This is a genomic window from Micromonospora sp. R311 (genome assembly GCF_056780015.1).
This window is the reverse complement of record NZ_JBSWCE010000003.1, coordinates 65,103-80,965: the sequence shown is the minus strand read 5'-3', so window position 1 is coordinate 80,965 and position 15,863 is coordinate 65,103. Positions and strand designations below refer to the sequence as shown.

Annotated in this window: 17 protein-coding genes; 11 read left to right on the top strand and 6 right to left on the bottom strand. The window is 73.3% G+C overall.

Annotated features, from left to right (window positions below; translation table 11 throughout):
• The first annotated feature begins 1 nt into the window (after nucleotide 1).
• Nucleotides 2-757, top strand: a complete 756-nt coding sequence (locus tag AC1WTP_RS03185; RefSeq protein ID WP_481647726.1) for a 2-phosphosulfolactate phosphatase — start codon at nucleotides 2-4, stop codon at nucleotides 755-757.
• A 103-nt stretch (nucleotides 758-860) separates the two neighbouring features.
• On the opposite strand, the gene AC1WTP_RS03180 is transcribed toward AC1WTP_RS03185, so the two are convergent.
• A complete protein-coding gene (locus AC1WTP_RS03180; RefSeq protein ID WP_481647725.1) occupies nucleotides 861-2,882 on the bottom strand; it encodes a carboxypeptidase-like regulatory domain-containing protein in 2,022 nt (673 codons plus the stop codon).
• Nucleotides 2,883-2,984: 102 nt separating this feature from the next.
• Between AC1WTP_RS03180 and AC1WTP_RS03175 the strand changes: the two genes are divergently transcribed.
• The 5 genes from AC1WTP_RS03175 (at nucleotide 2,985) to amcA (ending at nucleotide 7,699) form a co-directional block, all read left to right on the top strand.
• Nucleotides 2,985-3,338 (top strand): sterol carrier family protein, encoded by a 354-nt coding sequence (locus AC1WTP_RS03175; RefSeq protein WP_447134896.1) that lies wholly within the window; start codon nucleotides 2,985-2,987, stop codon nucleotides 3,336-3,338.
• 167 nt (nucleotides 3,339-3,505) lie between these two features.
• Nucleotides 3,506-5,047: an amidophosphoribosyltransferase gene (gene purF, locus AC1WTP_RS03170; RefSeq protein WP_481647724.1), complete on the top strand. Its 1,542-nt coding sequence runs from the start codon at nucleotides 3,506-3,508 to the stop codon at nucleotides 5,045-5,047.
• Nucleotides 5,048-5,105: 58 nt separating this feature from the next.
• Nucleotides 5,106-6,260: a phosphoribosylformylglycinamidine cyclo-ligase gene (purM, locus tag AC1WTP_RS03165; protein WP_447134894.1), complete on the top strand. Its 1,155-nt coding sequence runs from the start codon at nucleotides 5,106-5,108 to the stop codon at nucleotides 6,258-6,260.
• A gap of 130 nt (nucleotides 6,261-6,390) precedes the next feature.
• Nucleotides 6,391-7,494 carry a cyclophane-forming radical SAM peptide maturase AmcB gene (gene amcB, locus AC1WTP_RS03160; protein ID WP_481647886.1) on the top strand — a complete coding sequence of 368 codons (1,104 nt, stop codon included), beginning with the start codon at nucleotides 6,391-6,393 and terminating at the stop codon, nucleotides 7,492-7,494.
• Nucleotides 7,463-7,699 carry a multiple cyclophane-containing RiPP AmcA gene (gene amcA, locus AC1WTP_RS03155; RefSeq protein WP_481647723.1) on the top strand — a complete coding sequence of 79 codons (237 nt, stop codon included), beginning with the start codon at nucleotides 7,463-7,465 and terminating at the stop codon, nucleotides 7,697-7,699. The genes amcB and amcA overlap by 32 nt, the downstream gene beginning before the upstream one ends.
• A 145-nt stretch (nucleotides 7,700-7,844) precedes the next feature.
• Here the strand turns inward: amcA and AC1WTP_RS03150 are convergent, their stop codons facing one another.
• Nucleotides 7,845-8,060 carry a DUF3073 domain-containing protein gene (locus tag AC1WTP_RS03150; RefSeq protein ID WP_088996883.1) on the bottom strand — a complete coding sequence of 72 codons (216 nt, stop codon included), beginning with the start codon at nucleotides 8,058-8,060 and terminating at the stop codon, nucleotides 7,845-7,847.
• Between the two features lie 294 nt (nucleotides 8,061-8,354).
• Nucleotides 8,355-9,437, bottom strand: a complete 1,083-nt coding sequence (locus tag AC1WTP_RS03145) for a Glu/Leu/Phe/Val family dehydrogenase (RefSeq protein ID WP_481647722.1) — start codon at nucleotides 9,435-9,437, stop codon at nucleotides 8,355-8,357.
• 170 nt (nucleotides 9,438-9,607) lie between these two features.
• Between AC1WTP_RS03145 and AC1WTP_RS03140 the strand changes: the two genes are divergently transcribed.
• Both AC1WTP_RS03140 and AC1WTP_RS03135 read left to right on the top strand, forming a co-directional pair.
• On the top strand, nucleotides 9,608-10,447 hold the full coding sequence (locus tag AC1WTP_RS03140; protein WP_109900597.1) for a DUF8083 family protein: 840 nt from the start codon (nucleotides 9,608-9,610) through the stop codon (nucleotides 10,445-10,447).
• Nucleotides 10,448-10,698: 251 nt separating this feature from the next.
• Nucleotides 10,699-10,908, top strand: coding sequence for a BldC family transcriptional regulator (locus AC1WTP_RS03135; RefSeq protein WP_007073996.1), 210 nt, complete (start codon nucleotides 10,699-10,701; stop codon nucleotides 10,906-10,908).
• A 100-nt stretch (nucleotides 10,909-11,008) separates the two neighbouring features.
• On the opposite strand, the gene AC1WTP_RS03130 is transcribed toward AC1WTP_RS03135, so the two are convergent.
• The gene (locus AC1WTP_RS03130; RefSeq protein ID WP_481647721.1) at nucleotides 11,009-11,389 is read right to left on the bottom strand and encodes a PPOX class F420-dependent oxidoreductase; all 381 of its coding nucleotides are present in this window, start codon (nucleotides 11,387-11,389) and stop codon (nucleotides 11,009-11,011) included.
• Between the two features lie 53 nt (nucleotides 11,390-11,442).
• Between AC1WTP_RS03130 and AC1WTP_RS03125 the strand changes: the two genes are divergently transcribed.
• Nucleotides 11,443-12,222, top strand: a complete 780-nt coding sequence (locus AC1WTP_RS03125; RefSeq protein ID WP_481647720.1) for a class I SAM-dependent methyltransferase — start codon at nucleotides 11,443-11,445, stop codon at nucleotides 12,220-12,222.
• 46 nt (nucleotides 12,223-12,268) lie between these two features.
• On the opposite strand, the gene AC1WTP_RS03120 is transcribed toward AC1WTP_RS03125, so the two are convergent.
• Nucleotides 12,269-12,565, bottom strand: a complete 297-nt coding sequence (locus tag AC1WTP_RS03120) for a hypothetical protein (protein WP_481647719.1) — start codon at nucleotides 12,563-12,565, stop codon at nucleotides 12,269-12,271.
• 165 nt (nucleotides 12,566-12,730) lie between these two features.
• Between AC1WTP_RS03120 and AC1WTP_RS03115 the strand changes: the two genes are divergently transcribed.
• Nucleotides 12,731-13,588, top strand: a complete 858-nt coding sequence (locus tag AC1WTP_RS03115; RefSeq protein ID WP_481647718.1) for a 3-hydroxyacyl-CoA dehydrogenase family protein — start codon at nucleotides 12,731-12,733, stop codon at nucleotides 13,586-13,588.
• Nucleotides 13,589-13,643: 55 nt separating this feature from the next.
• Nucleotides 13,644-14,405 (top strand): enoyl-CoA hydratase/isomerase family protein, encoded by a 762-nt coding sequence (locus AC1WTP_RS03110; RefSeq protein WP_481647717.1) that lies wholly within the window; start codon nucleotides 13,644-13,646, stop codon nucleotides 14,403-14,405.
• A 66-nt stretch (nucleotides 14,406-14,471) separates the two neighbouring features.
• On the opposite strand, the gene AC1WTP_RS03105 is transcribed toward AC1WTP_RS03110, so the two are convergent.
• Nucleotides 14,472-15,809 (bottom strand): ABC transporter substrate-binding protein, encoded by a 1,338-nt coding sequence (locus tag AC1WTP_RS03105; RefSeq protein ID WP_481647716.1) that lies wholly within the window; start codon nucleotides 15,807-15,809, stop codon nucleotides 14,472-14,474.
• Between the last annotated feature and the right edge of the window lie 54 nt (nucleotides 15,810-15,863).

The following is a 15,863-nucleotide window of genomic DNA, read 5'->3' as shown; positions in this document are numbered from 1 at the left end:
GTTGGCCGCGACGGTCTGCACGCAACCCGGATCCGGCGCCCGGTTCGACTGGGGGTTGGCCGGGGCGGCCGAGCTCGGCCGCGTCTGCGCGGTGCTGGTGGTGGTGGACGTGCTCTCGTTCACCACCGCTGTGGAGGTGGCGGTCGGCCGCGGCATGCGGGTGCACCCCTTCCCCTGGGGCGAGCAGGCGGCCGACTACGCGCGCCGGGTCGGCGCCGTCGCGGCGGTGGGCCGCCGGCAGGTGACCCCGGAACACCCGTGGTCGCTCTCGCCGGCCGCCCTGAGCACCGCGCCGGCCGTCGCCGACCTGGTGCTGCCCTCGCCGAACGGTTCGGCGATCAGCGCCGCGGCCAGCGCCACCGGGCTGCCGGTCGTCGCCGCCTGCCTGCGCAACGCGCGCGCCGTCGGGCGCTGGCTCCAGCGACAGGGGTACGGCTCGACGGACGCGCCGGTGGGCGTGATCGCGGCCGGCGAACGCTGGCCGGACGGGTCGTTGCGCCCGTCCGTGGAGGACCAGCTCGGGGCGGCCTGCGTGCTCGACGCCGCGTCGAACGTGCCGGGCGGGCTCTCCGTGGAGGCGGCCATGGCGCTCGCCGCGCTGGCCAGCACCCCGGACGTACCGGCCGCCGTGCGGGGCTGCGTCTCCGGCCGGGAGCTGATCGAGCGCGGCTTCGCCGAGGATGTCGAGATCGCGGTGCGGGTCGGGGTCTCGGACGTGGTCCCGGTGCTCCGTCAGGGCGTCTTCTCCGCCGCCTGACCGGCTACGGTGGAGCTTCGCCGACGAGTTGACACGCGAAGGGCCGCCCGGTCAGCCGGGCGGCCCTTCGTCGTGGTCGTGCGGGCCGCAACGGCCCCGGTGCTCAGTCGTCCAGCCAGTCCAGCCGGCGGCCACCCCGGTCCTGCGGCGGCGGCCCGTCCGGCCGGCCACGCCCGCCGTGCGGCTGGTCGCCGTAGTAACCGCCCTGCTCGTAGCCGCCGCCCTGGTCGTAGCCGCCGCGCTGGGCCGGCGGCTCCTGGCCGTAGCCGCCCTGCTGGCCGTAGCCGCCGCCCTGGTCGTAGCCGCCGGTCGGCTCCGCGCCCCGGCCGTAGGGCGCCGCGTCGGGCTGGCCGTAGCCGCCCTGGTCGTAGCCGCCGGTCGGCTCCGCGCCCCGGCCGTAGGGCGCCGGGTCCGGCTGGCCGTAGCCACCCTGGTCGTAGCCGCCGGTCGGCTCCGCGCCCCGGCCGTAGGGCGCCGCGTCGGGCTGGCCGTAGCCACCCTGGTCGTAGCCGCCGGTCGGCTCCGCGCCCCGGCCGTAGGGCGCCGGGTCCGGCTGGCCGTAGCCGCCCTTGTCGGGCTGGTAGGCGCCGGTCGCGTACGGGTCGGCCGGGGCGGGGTACTGGGTGGCCTCGCCGGTGTACCGGCCGGTCGGCTCGTCGTACCGCTCGCCGTAGCCCGCACCGCCCGGCGCCGGCGGCGGGTAGCCCGCCGCGCCACCGGCCGGAGCGCCGTAGTCCCGGCTGCCGTAGCCGCCGCCCGAGGACGGCGCGTTGCCGTAGCCGCCACCGGAGGACGGCGCGTTGCCGTAACCGCCACCGTAGCCACCCGGGCCGGCCGGCTCGTCGCCGTAGCCGTTGCCCGCCCAGCCCGACTGCGGGCCCCCGGCGCCGTACGGCTGTGGCGGCGCGCCGTACGGGTCCGGCGGCACGTCGTCGACCACCGGGCGGTGCATCATCGTCGGCGCGTCGGCGAGCGAACCGCCGGCCACCATGGTCCGGTCCGGCCCGGCGCCGACCCCGTTCACCACCCGGGTCTGGTCGTCCGCGCCCCGGTACGCGCCCCGGGCCGCCGGGACGGCGCCGGCCGCCGCGGCGGCACCCGCCGGGTCGGCCGCGTCGGGGTCGTCGGCGTTCTCCCGGCGCTTCATCAACAGCAGCACGATCGTGCCGACGCCCGCCGCGACCAGCAGGCCGCCGAGCAGGATGATCACGTACGACCCCATGCCGCCGCCGTCGGAGTTGCTGGCGTTGTTCGCCGCGCCGACCGTGGCTTCCGGGGTCTCCTCGGTCGTCTCGTCGGTGGCCTCCTCGGTCGGCAGCGGCTCCTCGGTCGCCGACGGGGTGGCGCTCGGGGTCACCTCGACCTTGATCGCCAGGGTCAGCCGCTGGCCGGTGACGCTCTGGCCGGCGCTGGCGGTGAAGGGCTTGGTGGTGACCACGTCGTCGAAGCTGGCGCCGAGGGCGAGCCGGCCCGGGGCGATCGGCTTCTCGGAGGTGCCGGTGAAGCGGAAGTTGCCGCTGTCGTTGCTGATCGTCTCGGTCCGCTTGCCGTTGCCGTCCTGGAGCATCACCAGGGCGTTCGGCACGGGGCTGCCGTCGGCCTGCTTGACCACCTTGCCGGAGACCGACAGGACGGTCTGCGGTGCGGCCGGCTTCCCGACGAGGGTGACGGTGGTCGACCCCTCCTGCGACTGCTTCAGGGGGCCGTTGGAGTCCGTGGCCTTGACCGTGATCCGGGCGGTGCCGTTGGCCGCGTCGTCGGCGAGCCGGAAGGTGGCGTCGAAGGTGCCACTCGAGTCGACCCGCCCGCGGGCGCATCCGTCGACGCAGGTCAGCTTCGAGTTGCTCGAAGTGACCGTGACGTCCGCCGGCTCCGCGCCGTCCTCGAAGGTGAGCGTGTAGCTGATCTTCGTGGTCTTACCGGCTTCCACGCTGCCGGGCGAGGCCGAGACGTTTGTGACGTTCGGTGCCGCCTGGGCTGGTGTGGCGGGGACGGCGAGCAGGGCGCCGACAACCAGCGCCACGACCACACCGGCCCGCTGCTTCCAGGCACGTCGGTGTGTTGACACGTCCACCGCCTTCCGGGCTGACTTCCCTGGACCGGCGGGCGCCGGGCCGGGGATCATCACGGTACGAATACGCCGTCGGCCACTATGCCTTGTCTGACCGGATCGGCGCGACCCAGGGCCAGCGTCGGACCGGTTGCGGGCGAGTCGTATCGTCCCGTGGTGTCCTCTCCGCACATTAAGTCCGCCGCGGTCGCGGCGGCGTTGTCGGCGCTCGACGAGGGCCGTACCCCCGAAAGGTCGGTGCTCCGAGAGGCGGTCCGTGCCCTGTTGACCGCCCTCGCGGACCGCGCCCCCGGCCGATCGGTGGAGGTGCGTGTCCCACCTTACGGTGCAGTTCAGTGCATTCCCGGTCCCCGACACACCCGCGGCACCCCGCCGAACGTGGTGGAGACGGATCCGCGGACCTGGCTGGAACTGGCGACGGGGCGGCTCGACTGGGAACGGGCGGTCACGGAGGGTCGCGTATCGGTGAGTGGGATCCGGGCGGATCTCTCCGGTCACCTGCCGCTCTAGGTGGCGCGGAGGCCGATCTTGGTAACGGACCGGAGCCGTTTCGTGACTTTCTGTATCGACGCTGATTCGCGTACACTGTCAGGCGACGACAGAGGTCCCGGCCGAGACGTGTGGGTCGCCCCCGTGATCCCGCCAGGCCAGTCCAGATCAGCATGAGGGAGCGGCAGGTGCCCCGAGGCGACGGCCGGCTGAGCCACGACCTTGACCCCCAACGACCCGGCCCGCAGGACGCATGCGGTGTCTTCGGCGTCTGGGCGCCCGGGGAGGAGGTCGCCAACCTGACCTACTTCGGGCTGTACGCGCTGCAGCACCGCGGTCAGGAGGCGGCCGGCATCGCGGTGAGCGACGGCTCCGGCGTGGTGGTCTACAAGGATCTCGGCCTGGTCGCCCAGGTCTTCGACGAGCCGACCCTGGCCAGCCTGCGCGGGCACCTCGCGATCGGCCACGCGCGCTACTCCACCACCGGCGGCTCGACCTGGGAGAACGCCCAGCCGACCATCCGGTCGACCAGTTCCGGCACGACGATCGCGCTGGCCCACAACGGCAACCTGGTCAACACCGCCGAGCTGCAGCGTGAGGTCGCCGAGCGGGGGCTGGTCGCCGACGGCTCGACCAACGACACCTCGCTGGTGACCATGCTGCTGGCCAGCCGCCCCGACCTCTCCGTCGAGGCGGCCGCGCTGGAGGTGCTGCCGCAGCTGCGCGGCGCGTTCAGCTTCGTCTTCATGGACGAGTCGACGCTCTACGCGGCCCGCGACGCGCACGGCGTCCGCCCGCTGGTGCTCGGCCGGCTGGAGCGCGGCTGGGTGGTGGCCAGCGAGACCGCGGCGCTGGACATCGTCGGCGCCAGCGTGGTCCGCGAGGTGGAGCCCGGCGAGCTGATCGCCATCGACGAGGACGGGCTGCGTTCCACCCGGTTCGCCGTCCCGGAGCCCAAGGGCTGCCTCTTCGAGTACGTCTACATCGCCCGCCCGGACGCCACCATCGCCGGCCGGAACGTGCACGCCGCCCGGGTGCAGATCGGCCGCCAGCTGGCCAGGGAGCACCCGGTCGAGGCCGACCTGGTCATTCCGGTGCCCGAGTCGGGCACCCCGGCCGCGATCGGCTACGCCGAGGAGTCCGGCATCACCTACGGCGCCGGCCTGATGAAGAACCCGTACGTCGGGCGGACCTTCATCCAGCCGTCGCAGACCCTGCGCCAGCTCGGCATCCGGCTCAAGCTCAACCCGCTGCGGGAGAACGTACGGGGCAAGCGGCTGGTCGTGGTCGACGACTCGATCGTGCGTGGCAACACCCAGCGGGCGATCGTCCGGATGCTGCGCGAGGCCGGCGCGCTGGAGGTGCACGTCCGCATCTCCTCGCCGCCGGTCAAGTGGCCGTGCTTCTACGGCATCGACTTCGCCACCCGCGCCGAGCTGCTGGCCAACGGCCTGGACACCGAGGGCGTCCGGCGTTCGATCGGCGCCGACACGCTCGGCTACGTGTCCCTCTCCGGCCTGATCGCCGCCACCGAACAGCCGAAGACCCGGCTGTGCCGCGCCTGCTTCGACGGGGAATACCCGATCGAGCTGCCGGCCGGCAACCTGATCGGCAAGCACGTGCTCGAAGGGGTGGGCCGTCGGGTCGCGAACGCGACCCCGGACGCCCTGGAGCGCACCGCCCCGACACTCGTCGCCACTCCGGGCGGCGCGACCGCACACCGCCCGTAGCACCGCCCGGCACCACCGGCCACCGCCGACGGCGCCGAGAACCACAAAGGGGAGAACCGTGACGCACGTGTCCGAGCGCAGCGGCGCAGGAAGCAGCCCGACCGGCGCCGGCGGCGAGCGCCAGCCGTGGACGGCCGGCACCGGCCGCCAGGCGCGCAAACGCTCGGTCTCGTACGCGGACGCCGGCGTCTCGATCGACGCGGGCGACCGCGCGGTCGAGCTGCTCAAGTCCAAGGTGCGGCAGACCCGGCGTCCGGAGGTGCTGGGCGACCTGGGCGGCTTCGCCGGCCTGTTCCGGCTCGACACCACCAAGTACAAGAACCCCATCCTGGCCTCCTCGACCGACGGCGTGGGCACCAAGCTGGTGATCGCCCAGCAGATGGACATCCACGACACGGTCGGCATCGACCTGGTCGCGATGGTCGTGGACGACCTGGTGGCCTGCGGCGCGGAGCCGCTCTTCCTGCTGGACTACATCGCCACCGGCGAGGTCGTGCCGGACAAGGTCGCCGAGATCGGCGCGGGCATCGCCGACGGCTGCCGGTACGCCGGCTGCGCGCTGCTGGGCGGGGAGACCGCCGAGCACCCGGGCGTGCTCCGCCCCGACGAGTACGACATCTCCGCCACCGGCGTCGGAGTGGTGGAGGAGAGCGAGATCCTCAGCCCGGAGCGGGTCGAGGTGGGCGACGTGGTGATCGCGATGCGCTCCTCCGGCCTGCACTCCAACGGCTACTCGCTGGTGCGCCACGTGCTGCTCGGCGCCGGCCGGATGCGGCTGGACGTGGTGATCGAGGACTTCGGCCGGCAGCGGACGCTCGGCGAGGAGCTGCTCACCCCGACCAAGATCTACGCGCAGGACTGCCTCAAGCTGATCGCCGAGGCCGAGGTGCGGGCGCTGGCCCACGTGACCGGCGGCGGCATCCCGGGCAACCTGGTGCGGGTCCTGCCCGAGCACGTCGACGCGGTGGTCAACCGCTCCACCTGGAAGCCGCAGCCGATCTTCGACCTGATCCAGTCCAAGGGACGGATCGAGGACCCGGAGATGGAGGCGACCTTCAACATGGGCGTCGGCATGTTCGCGATCGTGTCGGCGGAGGACGCCGACCGCGCGCTGGCCACGCTGACCGGCCGGGGCGTCGACGCGTGGCAGGCCGGCGAGATCATCGAGGGCTCCGGCAACGTGCAGATGATCGGCCAGCACACCCGCGGATGATCACGCTCTGGTGATCGTACGGGCACCTGATCAGGGCTTCACCCGAGTGGCCATCGCCGCCTAGCCTGAAGGGCACCCTCAGGCACAGCGGAGGAGGGCAATGGCTGCTCGGGGACAGTCGTTCAGCGGAATGCGCGGCCTGGCCGCCGTTCCGTCGTACGTCGTGATGCAGCCCACCACCCTCTGCAACCTGGATTGCGCGTACTGCTACCTGCCGTTGCGGGCGGCGGACCGGCGGATGCCGGTGCCGGTGGCCGAGGCGGTGGCCGCGTCGGTCAACCCCTGGGCGGCGGCCGGCCGGTTCTCGGTGGTGTGGCACGGCGGTGAGCCGCTGGCCGCCGGCCGGGAGCATCTGGCGGCGCTGCTGGCCCCGTTCGGGCCGGAGGTGGAGCACCACGTCCAGACCAACGCCACGCTGATCGACGACGCCTGGTGCGCGTTCTTCGCCGAGCACCGGGTGCGGGTGAGCGTGAGCGTGGACGGGCCGCGGGAGCGCAACGGCGACCGGGTGACCCGGGCGGGCCGGTCCGCGTACGACCGGATCCTGCGCGGGGTGGCCGCGCTGCGCCGCAACGGCCTGCCGTTCTCGGCGCTGGCGGTGGTGAGCCGCCCGGAGCCGGGCCTGGCCACCGAGCTGTACGACTACTTCCTCGGGCTCGGCTGCGACGTGCTCGGCATCAACATCGAGGAGACCGAGGGGGTCAACACCCGCGACAACTCCCACGACCCCGGTGTGGTGACGGCCTTCTGGGCGGAGCTGGTGGCGGCCTGGCGCCGGGACCCGCGAATCCACCTGCGGGAGGTCGAGTGGTCGCTGCGGTACGCCGCGGCGGTGCTGGACGGCACGGCGGACGACCTGCTGCCGCGCCGGCTGGACCCGATCCCCACCGTCGGCCACGACGGCTCGGTGACCGTGCTCTCCCCGGAGCTGGCCGGCTTCACCGACTCCCGGTACGGCGACTTCAGCAGCGGCAACGTGCTGGCCACCCCGCTGACCGAGATCCTCGCCGGGGCGGCGGGTACGCCCTGGGTGGGCGAGTTTTTGGCCGGCGTCGAGGCGTGCCGCTCGTCCTGCCCCTACTTCGGCTTCTGTGGCGGAGGCCACGCGGCCAACCGTTACTTCGAGCTGGGGCGTTTTGACGGTACGGAGACCGAGCACTGCCGCAACAGCAAGATCCGCCTACTGGAGGGAGTGTTGGAGCATGCCCGAGACCACCAGTCACCGGCAGCCTGAGCGCGTGGCGGGCGCCGCCCCGGACGGGGTCGCCGAGCGGGTGCGGGATGCCGCCCCGGGACTCACCACGCTGCTCCACGAGGCCGAGGTCGCGCGACGGCTGCGGGCGGAGGTGGCGGGCGGCGACGGTGCCAGCGCGGTCTGCGCCTGGAACCACTTCGAGAACATCCCGACGTTCTACAACTGGAACAACCGGCCCCGCTGAGGCGGACCGGGATCAGGGACCTGCCGATCGACCGGAGTCGCCTCCGGCGCGGTCAGGTCCCTGATCATCGGTCGTGGCGCCGCTTCGATGGGCACATGCGTGAGCACGCGGGAGGTTACCGCGTGCTCAGCTGCGACCGGAGAGGTCAGCGGGTCGGACGGACCCAGGTGTCCGGGTCCTCGTCCGCGTGATCCTCGTCGTCGTCGTCGACATACTCTTTGTAGTCGTCGTCGAAGTTGTGCTCAGACTTACCAGCACCCGCCAACTCGCGCTGCAAGGCGGTGAGGTCGGTGTTCGGGGAGTGGTACTTCAACTCCCGGGCCACCTTCGTCTGCTTGGCCTTAGCACGGCCGCGCCCCATGGCTCGACCCCCTCGCACAGAATGCGGGGCAGCCCGAAGGCGGGCCCCGATGACGTCAGGCATCTCTCGTGGCTCTTACGGTACATGGGGATGCCGCCGTTCGGCACCTCGGGTTACCGTCGACCGGCCCTGCGCGTCGCGGTTGTCCGGTCGTCACACAGTGTACCCGGTAAGGAGCGGTGCGGCGAGCACCCATGACACCGGACGAATCCCACGAACCGACCCGATTCTCAGCTTAACGGGGTGCCCGGGCCCGGGGGCGGAACCGGCGTGGCCCGCCCCCGGAGCGACAGGTCAGCGCAGGTGGATCGTGCGCAGCCGGCCGACGTCGGCCATCCGCCGCTCGGCCAGCCGGTCGGCGGCGACCGCCGGCGGGACGCCCTCGGCGTCGGCGAGCTGGAGGATCTCCCGGGTGGTGTCGTAGATCCGGGTGGCGCGCAGCTTGGCCCGCTCGAAGTTGAAGCCCTCGATCTCGTCGGCGACCTGGATCACACCGCCGGCGTTCACCACGTAGTCGGGGGCGTAGAGGACGCCCCGGTCGGCCAGGAGCTTCTCGATGCCCGGGTGGGCGAGCTGGTTGTTCGCCGCGCCGGCGACCACCTTCGCGCGCAGCACCGGCACCGTGTCGTCGTTGAGCGCGCCGCCCAGCGCGCACGGGGCGTACACGTCGATGTCGGCGGCGACCAGCATGGCGGCGTCGTCGACGAGGGTGACCTGCGGGTGGGTGGTGCGCGCCCACTCCAGCGCCTTCGGGTTGACGTCCGTCGCCACCACCTCGGCGCCGTCGTCGAGCAGGTGGCCGACCAGGTACTTGCCCACCTTGCCCAGGCCGGCCACGCCGACCCGGCGGCCGTGCAGCGTCGGGACGCCCCAGACGTGCTCGGCGGCGGCCCGCATGCCCTGGAAGACGCCCCAGGCGGTGAGGATCGAGGAGTCGCCGGCGCCGCCGTGCTCGACGCTGCGGCCGGTGACGTAGCTGGTCTCGCGGGCGATCACGTCCATGTCGGCGACGTAGGTGCCGACGTCGCAGGCGGTGTAGTAGCGCCCGGCCAGCGACTCCACGAAGCGGCCGTAGGCGCGCAGCAGCGCCTCGGACTTGATCTGCTCGGGGTCACCCCAGATGACCGCCTTGCCGCCGCCCAGGTCCAGCCCGGCGAGGGCGTTCTTGTACGCCATGCCGCGGGACAGGTCGAGCACGTCGGCGAGGGCCGCCTCCTCGCTGTCGTACGGGTAGAACCGGGTGCCGCCGAGCGCGGGCCCGAGCGCGGTGGAGTAGATGCCGATGATCGCCTTGAGGCCGGTCTGCTTGTCCTGGCAGAACACGACCTGTTCGTGACCGGTCGATCCCGGGTCGTCGGTGCTGGCGAAAACGCCCATGGCTTGCTCCTGGTGTCGGTGGGCGCCCTTGTGGGGCGCGGACCTGGTGGGACGCCGGCGGGATGCTGCCGGTGCCGCTGAGCCTAGTATCGGCCGACGCCGTCCGGTCGCCCGCGGCACGTGGGGGCGCGCGACGGCGCTCGGGTCCCGATTCGTGGGAGGATCGCGCCGTGCCGTCGCTCTTCGCTTCATACCTGCGCGTGTACGAGCCGCTGACCGCCTTCGACCGGGACCGCCAGTCGTACTGGCGGCGCTACGTCGAACAGGGGCGGGCGGTGGCCCCGGTGGAGGGGCCGGGCCGGCAACGGACGTCGGTGATCGAGGCCCTCGGCGCCGGCTGGACCCGGCTGCCCGATCCGCCGGACGAGGCGTACGTCCTGGAGACGGACGACACCCTGCTGGTCTGCCCGTGGAACCTGCGCATCCGGGTGGCCGAGGCGGCGCTGAGCGCGCGCGACGGGGTGCCCCCGGTGCTCGCCGACGCGTTCGTGCCGCCGGTGCTCGCCGGCCAGGCCAAGGCGGTGGTGGAGGACTGGCGCAGCGGCGCCCGGGTGCTGGAGCACGGCGTGCCCCGGGTGCACGAGCAGGTGGCCACCTGGGGCGTGCCGCTGCGCTGGTTCGTGCTCTTCGAGCCGGCGGAGCGGGACCTGGTCACCCGGCCCGGGCGGCGGGCGCTGCGCTACCGGACGGAGATCTCCAAGGCCCGGCGCCGGTCGTCCCGGGCGCTGTCCGTGCTGCGTAAGTCGGTCGGCGAGGCGCCGATCACCGAGGCGGTCGAGGAGGCCGCCCGCTGGCTGGAGGAGTTCCACCCGCGCTCGGTGGTCGAGCTGGACTACGGCGGCCTGGTCGAGTTGCTCTCCGACGAGACGCTGGCCGCGGACGACTCGCCCGAGCTGGTCGCGGCGGGGCTGGCCGGGCTGTCCCGGGGCGAGGCGGAGGAGGCGTCCGCCGCCTACGACAAGCTGGTGGCCCGGTGGCGCGCGGTGCAGCTGCTGGAAAGGTGCAACTGATCACCAACCGGTCAGGGAGCGCGCCCAAGGCGAGGCGGGCTCGTAGTTAGCGCATCACGAACCGTGATCATGAGTCCGAATAAGGTACTTTCTGCCGTGTAAAAGTCGCATAAATCGGGCATGGTTCATCCGTCCGTCTAGGGACGTTCGGCCGTTCGGCCCATGTCGGACATCGGGGACTAGCCGGACCATGGGAGACGCGTCGGCCGGCGGGACCCCGGCCGATGTCTATACATGTGGAGGAGTGACCGATGGCATCGCGAACGCACGAACCAGAGCCGCTACTCACGCCGGCCGAGGTGGCGTCGATGTTCCGTGTCGACCCGAAGACGGTGACCCGGTGGGCCAAGGCTGGCAAGCTCAGCGCCATCCGGACCCTCGGTGGCCACCGCCGGTACCGCGAGTCGGAGGTCAGGGCCCTGCTGCAGGGGCAGATCCCCCAGCAGCGCCAGGGGGACTGACGGCCGGGAGCCAGCAGAGACGAACTGCCGAAGGGGCGGTGGAGCATTCCACCGCCCCTTCGTCGTGTCAGCCGATGGCCGTCCGCTGACCGTCCGGCGTTCAGTCGGCCAGCGTGACCCGGACACCGACCGTCCCGCCCTCGCCCCGGCGCAGCCGGCTGCCGAGCAGGCTGAGCCGGCCGATCAGCCGGTACTTCTGCTTGATCAGGCCGCGTATCCGGCGGGTGCCGGCCGGGTCGCAGAGGGTCGCGTGGCCGGGCACCGGCTCGCCGTGCGGGCGGCCCCGCACGTCACAGGGGGTCACGGTGACCTCGCCGCTGCGCCGGATCCGCTTCACCTTGCCGGAGTTGGCCGCCGTCCACACCGCCAGCGCGTCACCGTCGCGGACCGCCCAGACCGGGGTCGCCACCGCCCGACCGTCCTTGCGGAAGGTGGTGAGCAGCAGGTACTTCTCCGCACCGAGGCGGTCCAAGGTGGTCACGCCGCCAGGATACGGCCGCGCGGCTGACTGACCGGCCGGATAGCGTGAAGCCCGTGACGGGCCAGCCACGGATCGGTGACGTGTTCGGTGAACTGCTGCGCGACGCGTACGCCGTGGCCACCGGGGTCGGTCCGCGACCGCTGGCCGGCGGCCGGCTGCCGCGCCCGGTCATCGAGATCATCGAGCGCGACGACGGGCTGATCAACGGCGCGCCCGCCGCGCACTACCTGGACGGTCCCGCCGACTGGCAGCCGTACGACCGGCGGGCGGTGGACCGGGTGCGGGGCGCCACCCTGGACGTCGGCGTGGGCGGCGGCCGGATCGCGCTGGAGCTGCAGGAGCGGGGCGTGTCGGTGACCGGGCTGGACACCTCGGCCGGGGCGCTGGACGTGTGCCGGCGCCGGGGCGTACGCGACCTGGTGCACGGCACGGTCGACGACCACGTCGCCGACGGCCGGCGGTACGACACTTTCCTGCTGCTCGGCAACAATCTCGGCCTGATCGAAGGGCGGGAGCGCGCTCCGGCGTTCCTGGCCGCGCTCGCCGCGCTGGCCCGCCCTGGCGCGCAGGTCATCGCGCACGGCACCGACCCGTATGGCACCCGCGACCCGGTGCACACCGGTTACCACGAGCTCAACCGCCGTCGCGGCCGACTCGGCGGTCAGCTGCGGCTCCGGCTGCGCTACCGCGAGCTGGCCACCCCCTGGTTCGACTACCTGGTCTGCTCGCCCGACGAGTTCGGCACGCTGGTGCGGGGCACCGACTGGCGACTGGCCGAGGTGGACGACCGGGACGCCCCGTACTACCTGGCCACGCTCCGGCTGGCCGGCTGACCTGGCCGGGCCCCCGCCGCGCGGCGAGGGCCCGGGGGCGTCGGGTTCAGACCTCGACGGTCGGCGGCAGCTGCTCGGGCGGGAGACCGCCGTCGCCGTCGACCACCTCGTCCGGGGTGCCGTCCTCGTCCAGGTCCACCATGGTGACGTCGACCTTGCCGTCGTGGTCGGTGTCGAACTGGAACAGGTCGGCCTTGCCGTCCCCGTCGGTGTCCACCACCCAGACGTCGGTCCGGCCGTCGTTGTTCGTGTCGGCGCGCAGCAGCTCCACCCGCTCGTCCCCGCGGGTCTCCACGGTCTCCGGAGCGCCCTCGCTCCGGTCGGTCTCCGGTGCCTGGCTCATCTCGGCTCGTCCTTCCCTCGGTTGACCGCCGTCTGTACCCGATCCGCCGCGCCCCCACGCGTGCGGCCACTGTCGGGGCTCATAGGGTCGCGGCATGAGCGAGTGGAGCGGACCGTCGGGCGAGGGTGACCCCCGCGTCGCCGCCGGACGCAGCGGGGAGGCGTGGTGAGCGATCGGTTCGTCGTGGTCGGGGCCGGCACGATGGGGCTCGGCATCGCGTACGTGGCGGCGGGCGCCGGGCACGCCGTCGAGCTGGTGGAGGTCGACCCGGGCCGGGGCGCGGCAGCCCTGGCCCGGCTCGGTGAGCTGTGGGACCGGGCGGTGCAGCGGGGCAAGCTGACCGCCGACCAGGCCGCGGCCGACCGGGCGCGGGTCACCCTCCGCGCCGCGCTCGGCGAGGTCGCCGAGGCGCCGGACGTGGTGGTGGAGGCGGTGCCGGAGCGGCTCGACCTGAAGCGGGCGGTGCTGCGCGACGCCGAGGCGCTCGGGCCCGCGCTGCTGGGCAGCAACACCTCCAGCATCCCGATCGCCGAGCTGGCCACCGGCCTGGCCCGGCCGGAGCGCTTCCTCGGGCTGCACTTCTTCAACCCGGTCTGGGCCATGGCGCTGCTGGAGGTCGTGGTCGGCCCGGCCACCGCCGCGGAGACCACCACCGCGGCCGTCGCGCTCGCCGGCCGGCTGGGCAAGGACCCCGTCGTGGTACGAGACATGCCGGGCTTCGCCACCTCCCGGCTCGGCGTCACCCTCGGCCTGGAGGCGATCCGGATGGTGGCCGACGGGGTGGCCTCGCCGGCCGACATCGACAAGGCGATGGTGCTCGGCTACCGGCACCCGGTCGGGCCGCTGGAGCTGACCGACCTGGTCGGGCTGGACGTCCGGCTGGACATCGCGCGGACCCTCCAGACCGCGTACGGGGACCGCTTCGCGCCGCCGCCGCTGCTCGTGGAGATGGTGGCCGCCGGCCGGCTGGGCAAGAAGTCCGGGCAGGGCTTCTACCGCTGGGAGAACGGGGTGAAGGCGTGAGCGCGAGGAGTGAGCCGGGTTTGCGAGCCCCGCAGTCGCGAACGAAGGTGGCACGGTGAGTGCGGCGGCGTACGGCACGGGGCTGCGGGTCGAGGAGCATCCGGACCGGCTGGTGGTCACCCTGGACCGGCCGGAGAAGCGCAACGCGATCGACGCCGACCTGATCGCCGCGCTGCACGCGGTCTGCGCGGAGTTGGAGGCACGCCCCCGGCTGCTGCTGCTCACCGGCGGCACGGACGGCATCTTCGCCGGCGGGGCGGACATCGGGCAGCTGCGCGAACGCGGGCGGCTGGAGGCGCTGGCCGCGATCAACTCGGCCGCGTTCGCTCGGATCCGGGCACTGCCGATGCCGACCGTGGCGGCCGTCGACGGCCCGGCGCTGGGCGGCGGCGCCGAGCTGGCGTACGCCTGCGACCTGCGGGTCTGCACCGAGCGCGCGGTCTTCGGCCAGCCGGAGGTGCGGTTGGGCATCCTGGCCGGCGCCGGCGCGACCCACCGCCTGCCGGCGCTGGTCGGCGAGGCCCGGGCCAAGGAACTGCTCTTCACCGGGCGCCGGGTGGACGCGGCGGAGGCGCTGCGGATCGGGCTGGTCAACCGGGTGGTGGCCGAGCCGGGCGAGCTGCTGCCGGCCGCGCACGGCCTGATCGACGAGATGGCCAAGGGCTCCGCGCTGGCGCTGCGGCTGACCAAGCTGGCCGTCGACGCGCCCGCCGCCGCCCACCCCCAGCTCGACCTGGTCAGCCAGGCGGTGCTCTTCGAGGACGAGGAGAAGCACCGGCGGATGACCGAGTTCCTCGAACGGCGGCGCCCGCGCTGAACCTCCCCGTAACGGCGGACGGCCGCACCGGTCAACCGGTGCGGCCGTCCCGCGGCTGTGCGACGGTCAGTGCCGGATCTGCACCCCGGCGTCCGCCAGCGCCCGGATGACCTGCGCCGACTCGGCGAAGCCGATGATCAGCACGGCCTCCGCGCCGAAGTCCTTGATCTCCTTGGCGCCGCTGGTGAAGTCGACCGGCGGCGCCTCGGCGCCCTCCCCCGGGTCGTAGGTGAGCAGCTTCACCCGGTCGGGGCCGAAGCCGGCCCGCTCCAGCTCCTCCCGGACGTTGCCCTGCAGGCCCTCACCGTAGGAGTCCTTCCGGGCGACCAGCGCGATCTTGCGCGGGCCGTCGCGGAGGATCACGTCGGCGAGCGCGCGGCCCTGGAGGCTGTCCGGCGGCGCGGTACGGAAGTAGAGGCCCTTGTCGTCCACCTCGGTCAGGCTGGCGTCGGTGTTCGACGGGGAGATCATCACCTTGCCGGCCTTCACCACGTCGGGCAGCACGGCCCGGGAGATGCCCGAACCGCCGGCGCCGATGATGACGTGCACGCCCGCCTCGACGTGGCTGGCCACGGTCGCCTTCGCGACCTCCGGGTTGGTGCCGTCGTCGCCGTCGATCCAGGTCACCGGCTCGCCGAGCACGCCACCGGCCCCGTTGATCTCCTCAAGGGCCAGCGCCGCGCCGGCCGCGATCGGCGGGTTGGCCAGGGCCAGGTCACCGGTCTTCGGCAGCAGGCCGCCCAGCACCAGCGGGGCGTCCGCGGCCTTGCCGCGCTGCTTCTTCGCCTTCGGCGGCGCCTTGGTGCTGGCCGTCGACTCGTCACCGGCCCCGACGAACTCGGTCTTGCCGTCGTTGAGCTGCTGACCGTCGAAGTGCAGGGTGGCGTAGCTGGCCGTGGCCGGCTCGCCGGCGTCGGTGAAGCCCGCCCGGGTGAGCGAGACGCTGCGGTACTCGATGTCCTGCCCGTTGCGGGCCAGCGCGAGGCAGGTCGAGGGGTCCTCGCAGCGCTGCCCGCCGTTGGTGACGCCGACGATCTGCTTGGCGATGGCGGCCGGGTTCGTGGTGCCGGCCAGCTGGGCGGCCAGCGCGCTGATCACCACCGCGTCGTACGCCTCGGCGGAGTAGAGGAAGTCGGTCAGCTTCGGGTCCACGGTGCGTAGCCGGTTCTTGAAGTCCTCCGGCAGCGGCGTGAGCGGCGTGGTGCCCTTCATGCCGTCGACCAGATTGGCCCGCTCCTTCAACTCGGCGGGGTACGAGTTGAGCATGTTGCCGTCGGTCCCGTAGAGGCGCACCTGGTGGGTGGTCGTCTCCTCGGGCTGGTCGGTCCCGCATGCGCTGGTGGCGAGCAGGAACGTCGCGCAGGCGGCCAGGGTGGCCGCCCGCGAGGCGCGTGACATGAGCATGGTCGTCCTTCCTCCGGCGAAGGTCCGCTGCGCACATTAGCGTGCCGGCCGGAA

Bases quoted from the DNA above. Each gene is read 5' to 3' on its own strand.
- AC1WTP_RS03180 (WP_481647725.1), bottom strand. From the start codon at position 2,882: ATGATCCCCGGCCCGGCGCCCGCCGGTCCAGGGAAGTCAGCCCGGAAG.
- amcB (WP_481647886.1), top strand. From the start codon at position 6,391: ATGCGCGGCCTGGCCGCCGTTCCGTCGTACGTCGTGATGCAGCCCACC.
- amcA (WP_481647723.1), top strand. From the start codon at position 7,463: ATGCCCGAGACCACCAGTCACCGGCAGCCTGAGCGCGTGGCGGGCGCC.
- AC1WTP_RS03150 (WP_088996883.1), bottom strand. From the start codon at position 8,060: ATGGGGCGCGGCCGTGCTAAGGCCAAGCAGACGAAGGTGGCCCGGGAG.
- AC1WTP_RS03145 (WP_481647722.1), bottom strand. From the start codon at position 9,437: ATGGGCGTTTTCGCCAGCACCGACGACCCGGGATCGACCGGTCACGAA.
- AC1WTP_RS03135 (WP_007073996.1), top strand. From the start codon at position 10,699: ATGGCATCGCGAACGCACGAACCAGAGCCGCTACTCACGCCGGCCGAG.
- AC1WTP_RS03120 (WP_481647719.1), bottom strand. From the start codon at position 12,565: ATGAGCCAGGCACCGGAGACCGACCGGAGCGAGGGCGCTCCGGAGACC.
- AC1WTP_RS03105 (WP_481647716.1), bottom strand. From the start codon at position 15,809: ATGCTCATGTCACGCGCCTCGCGGGCGGCCACCCTGGCCGCCTGCGCG.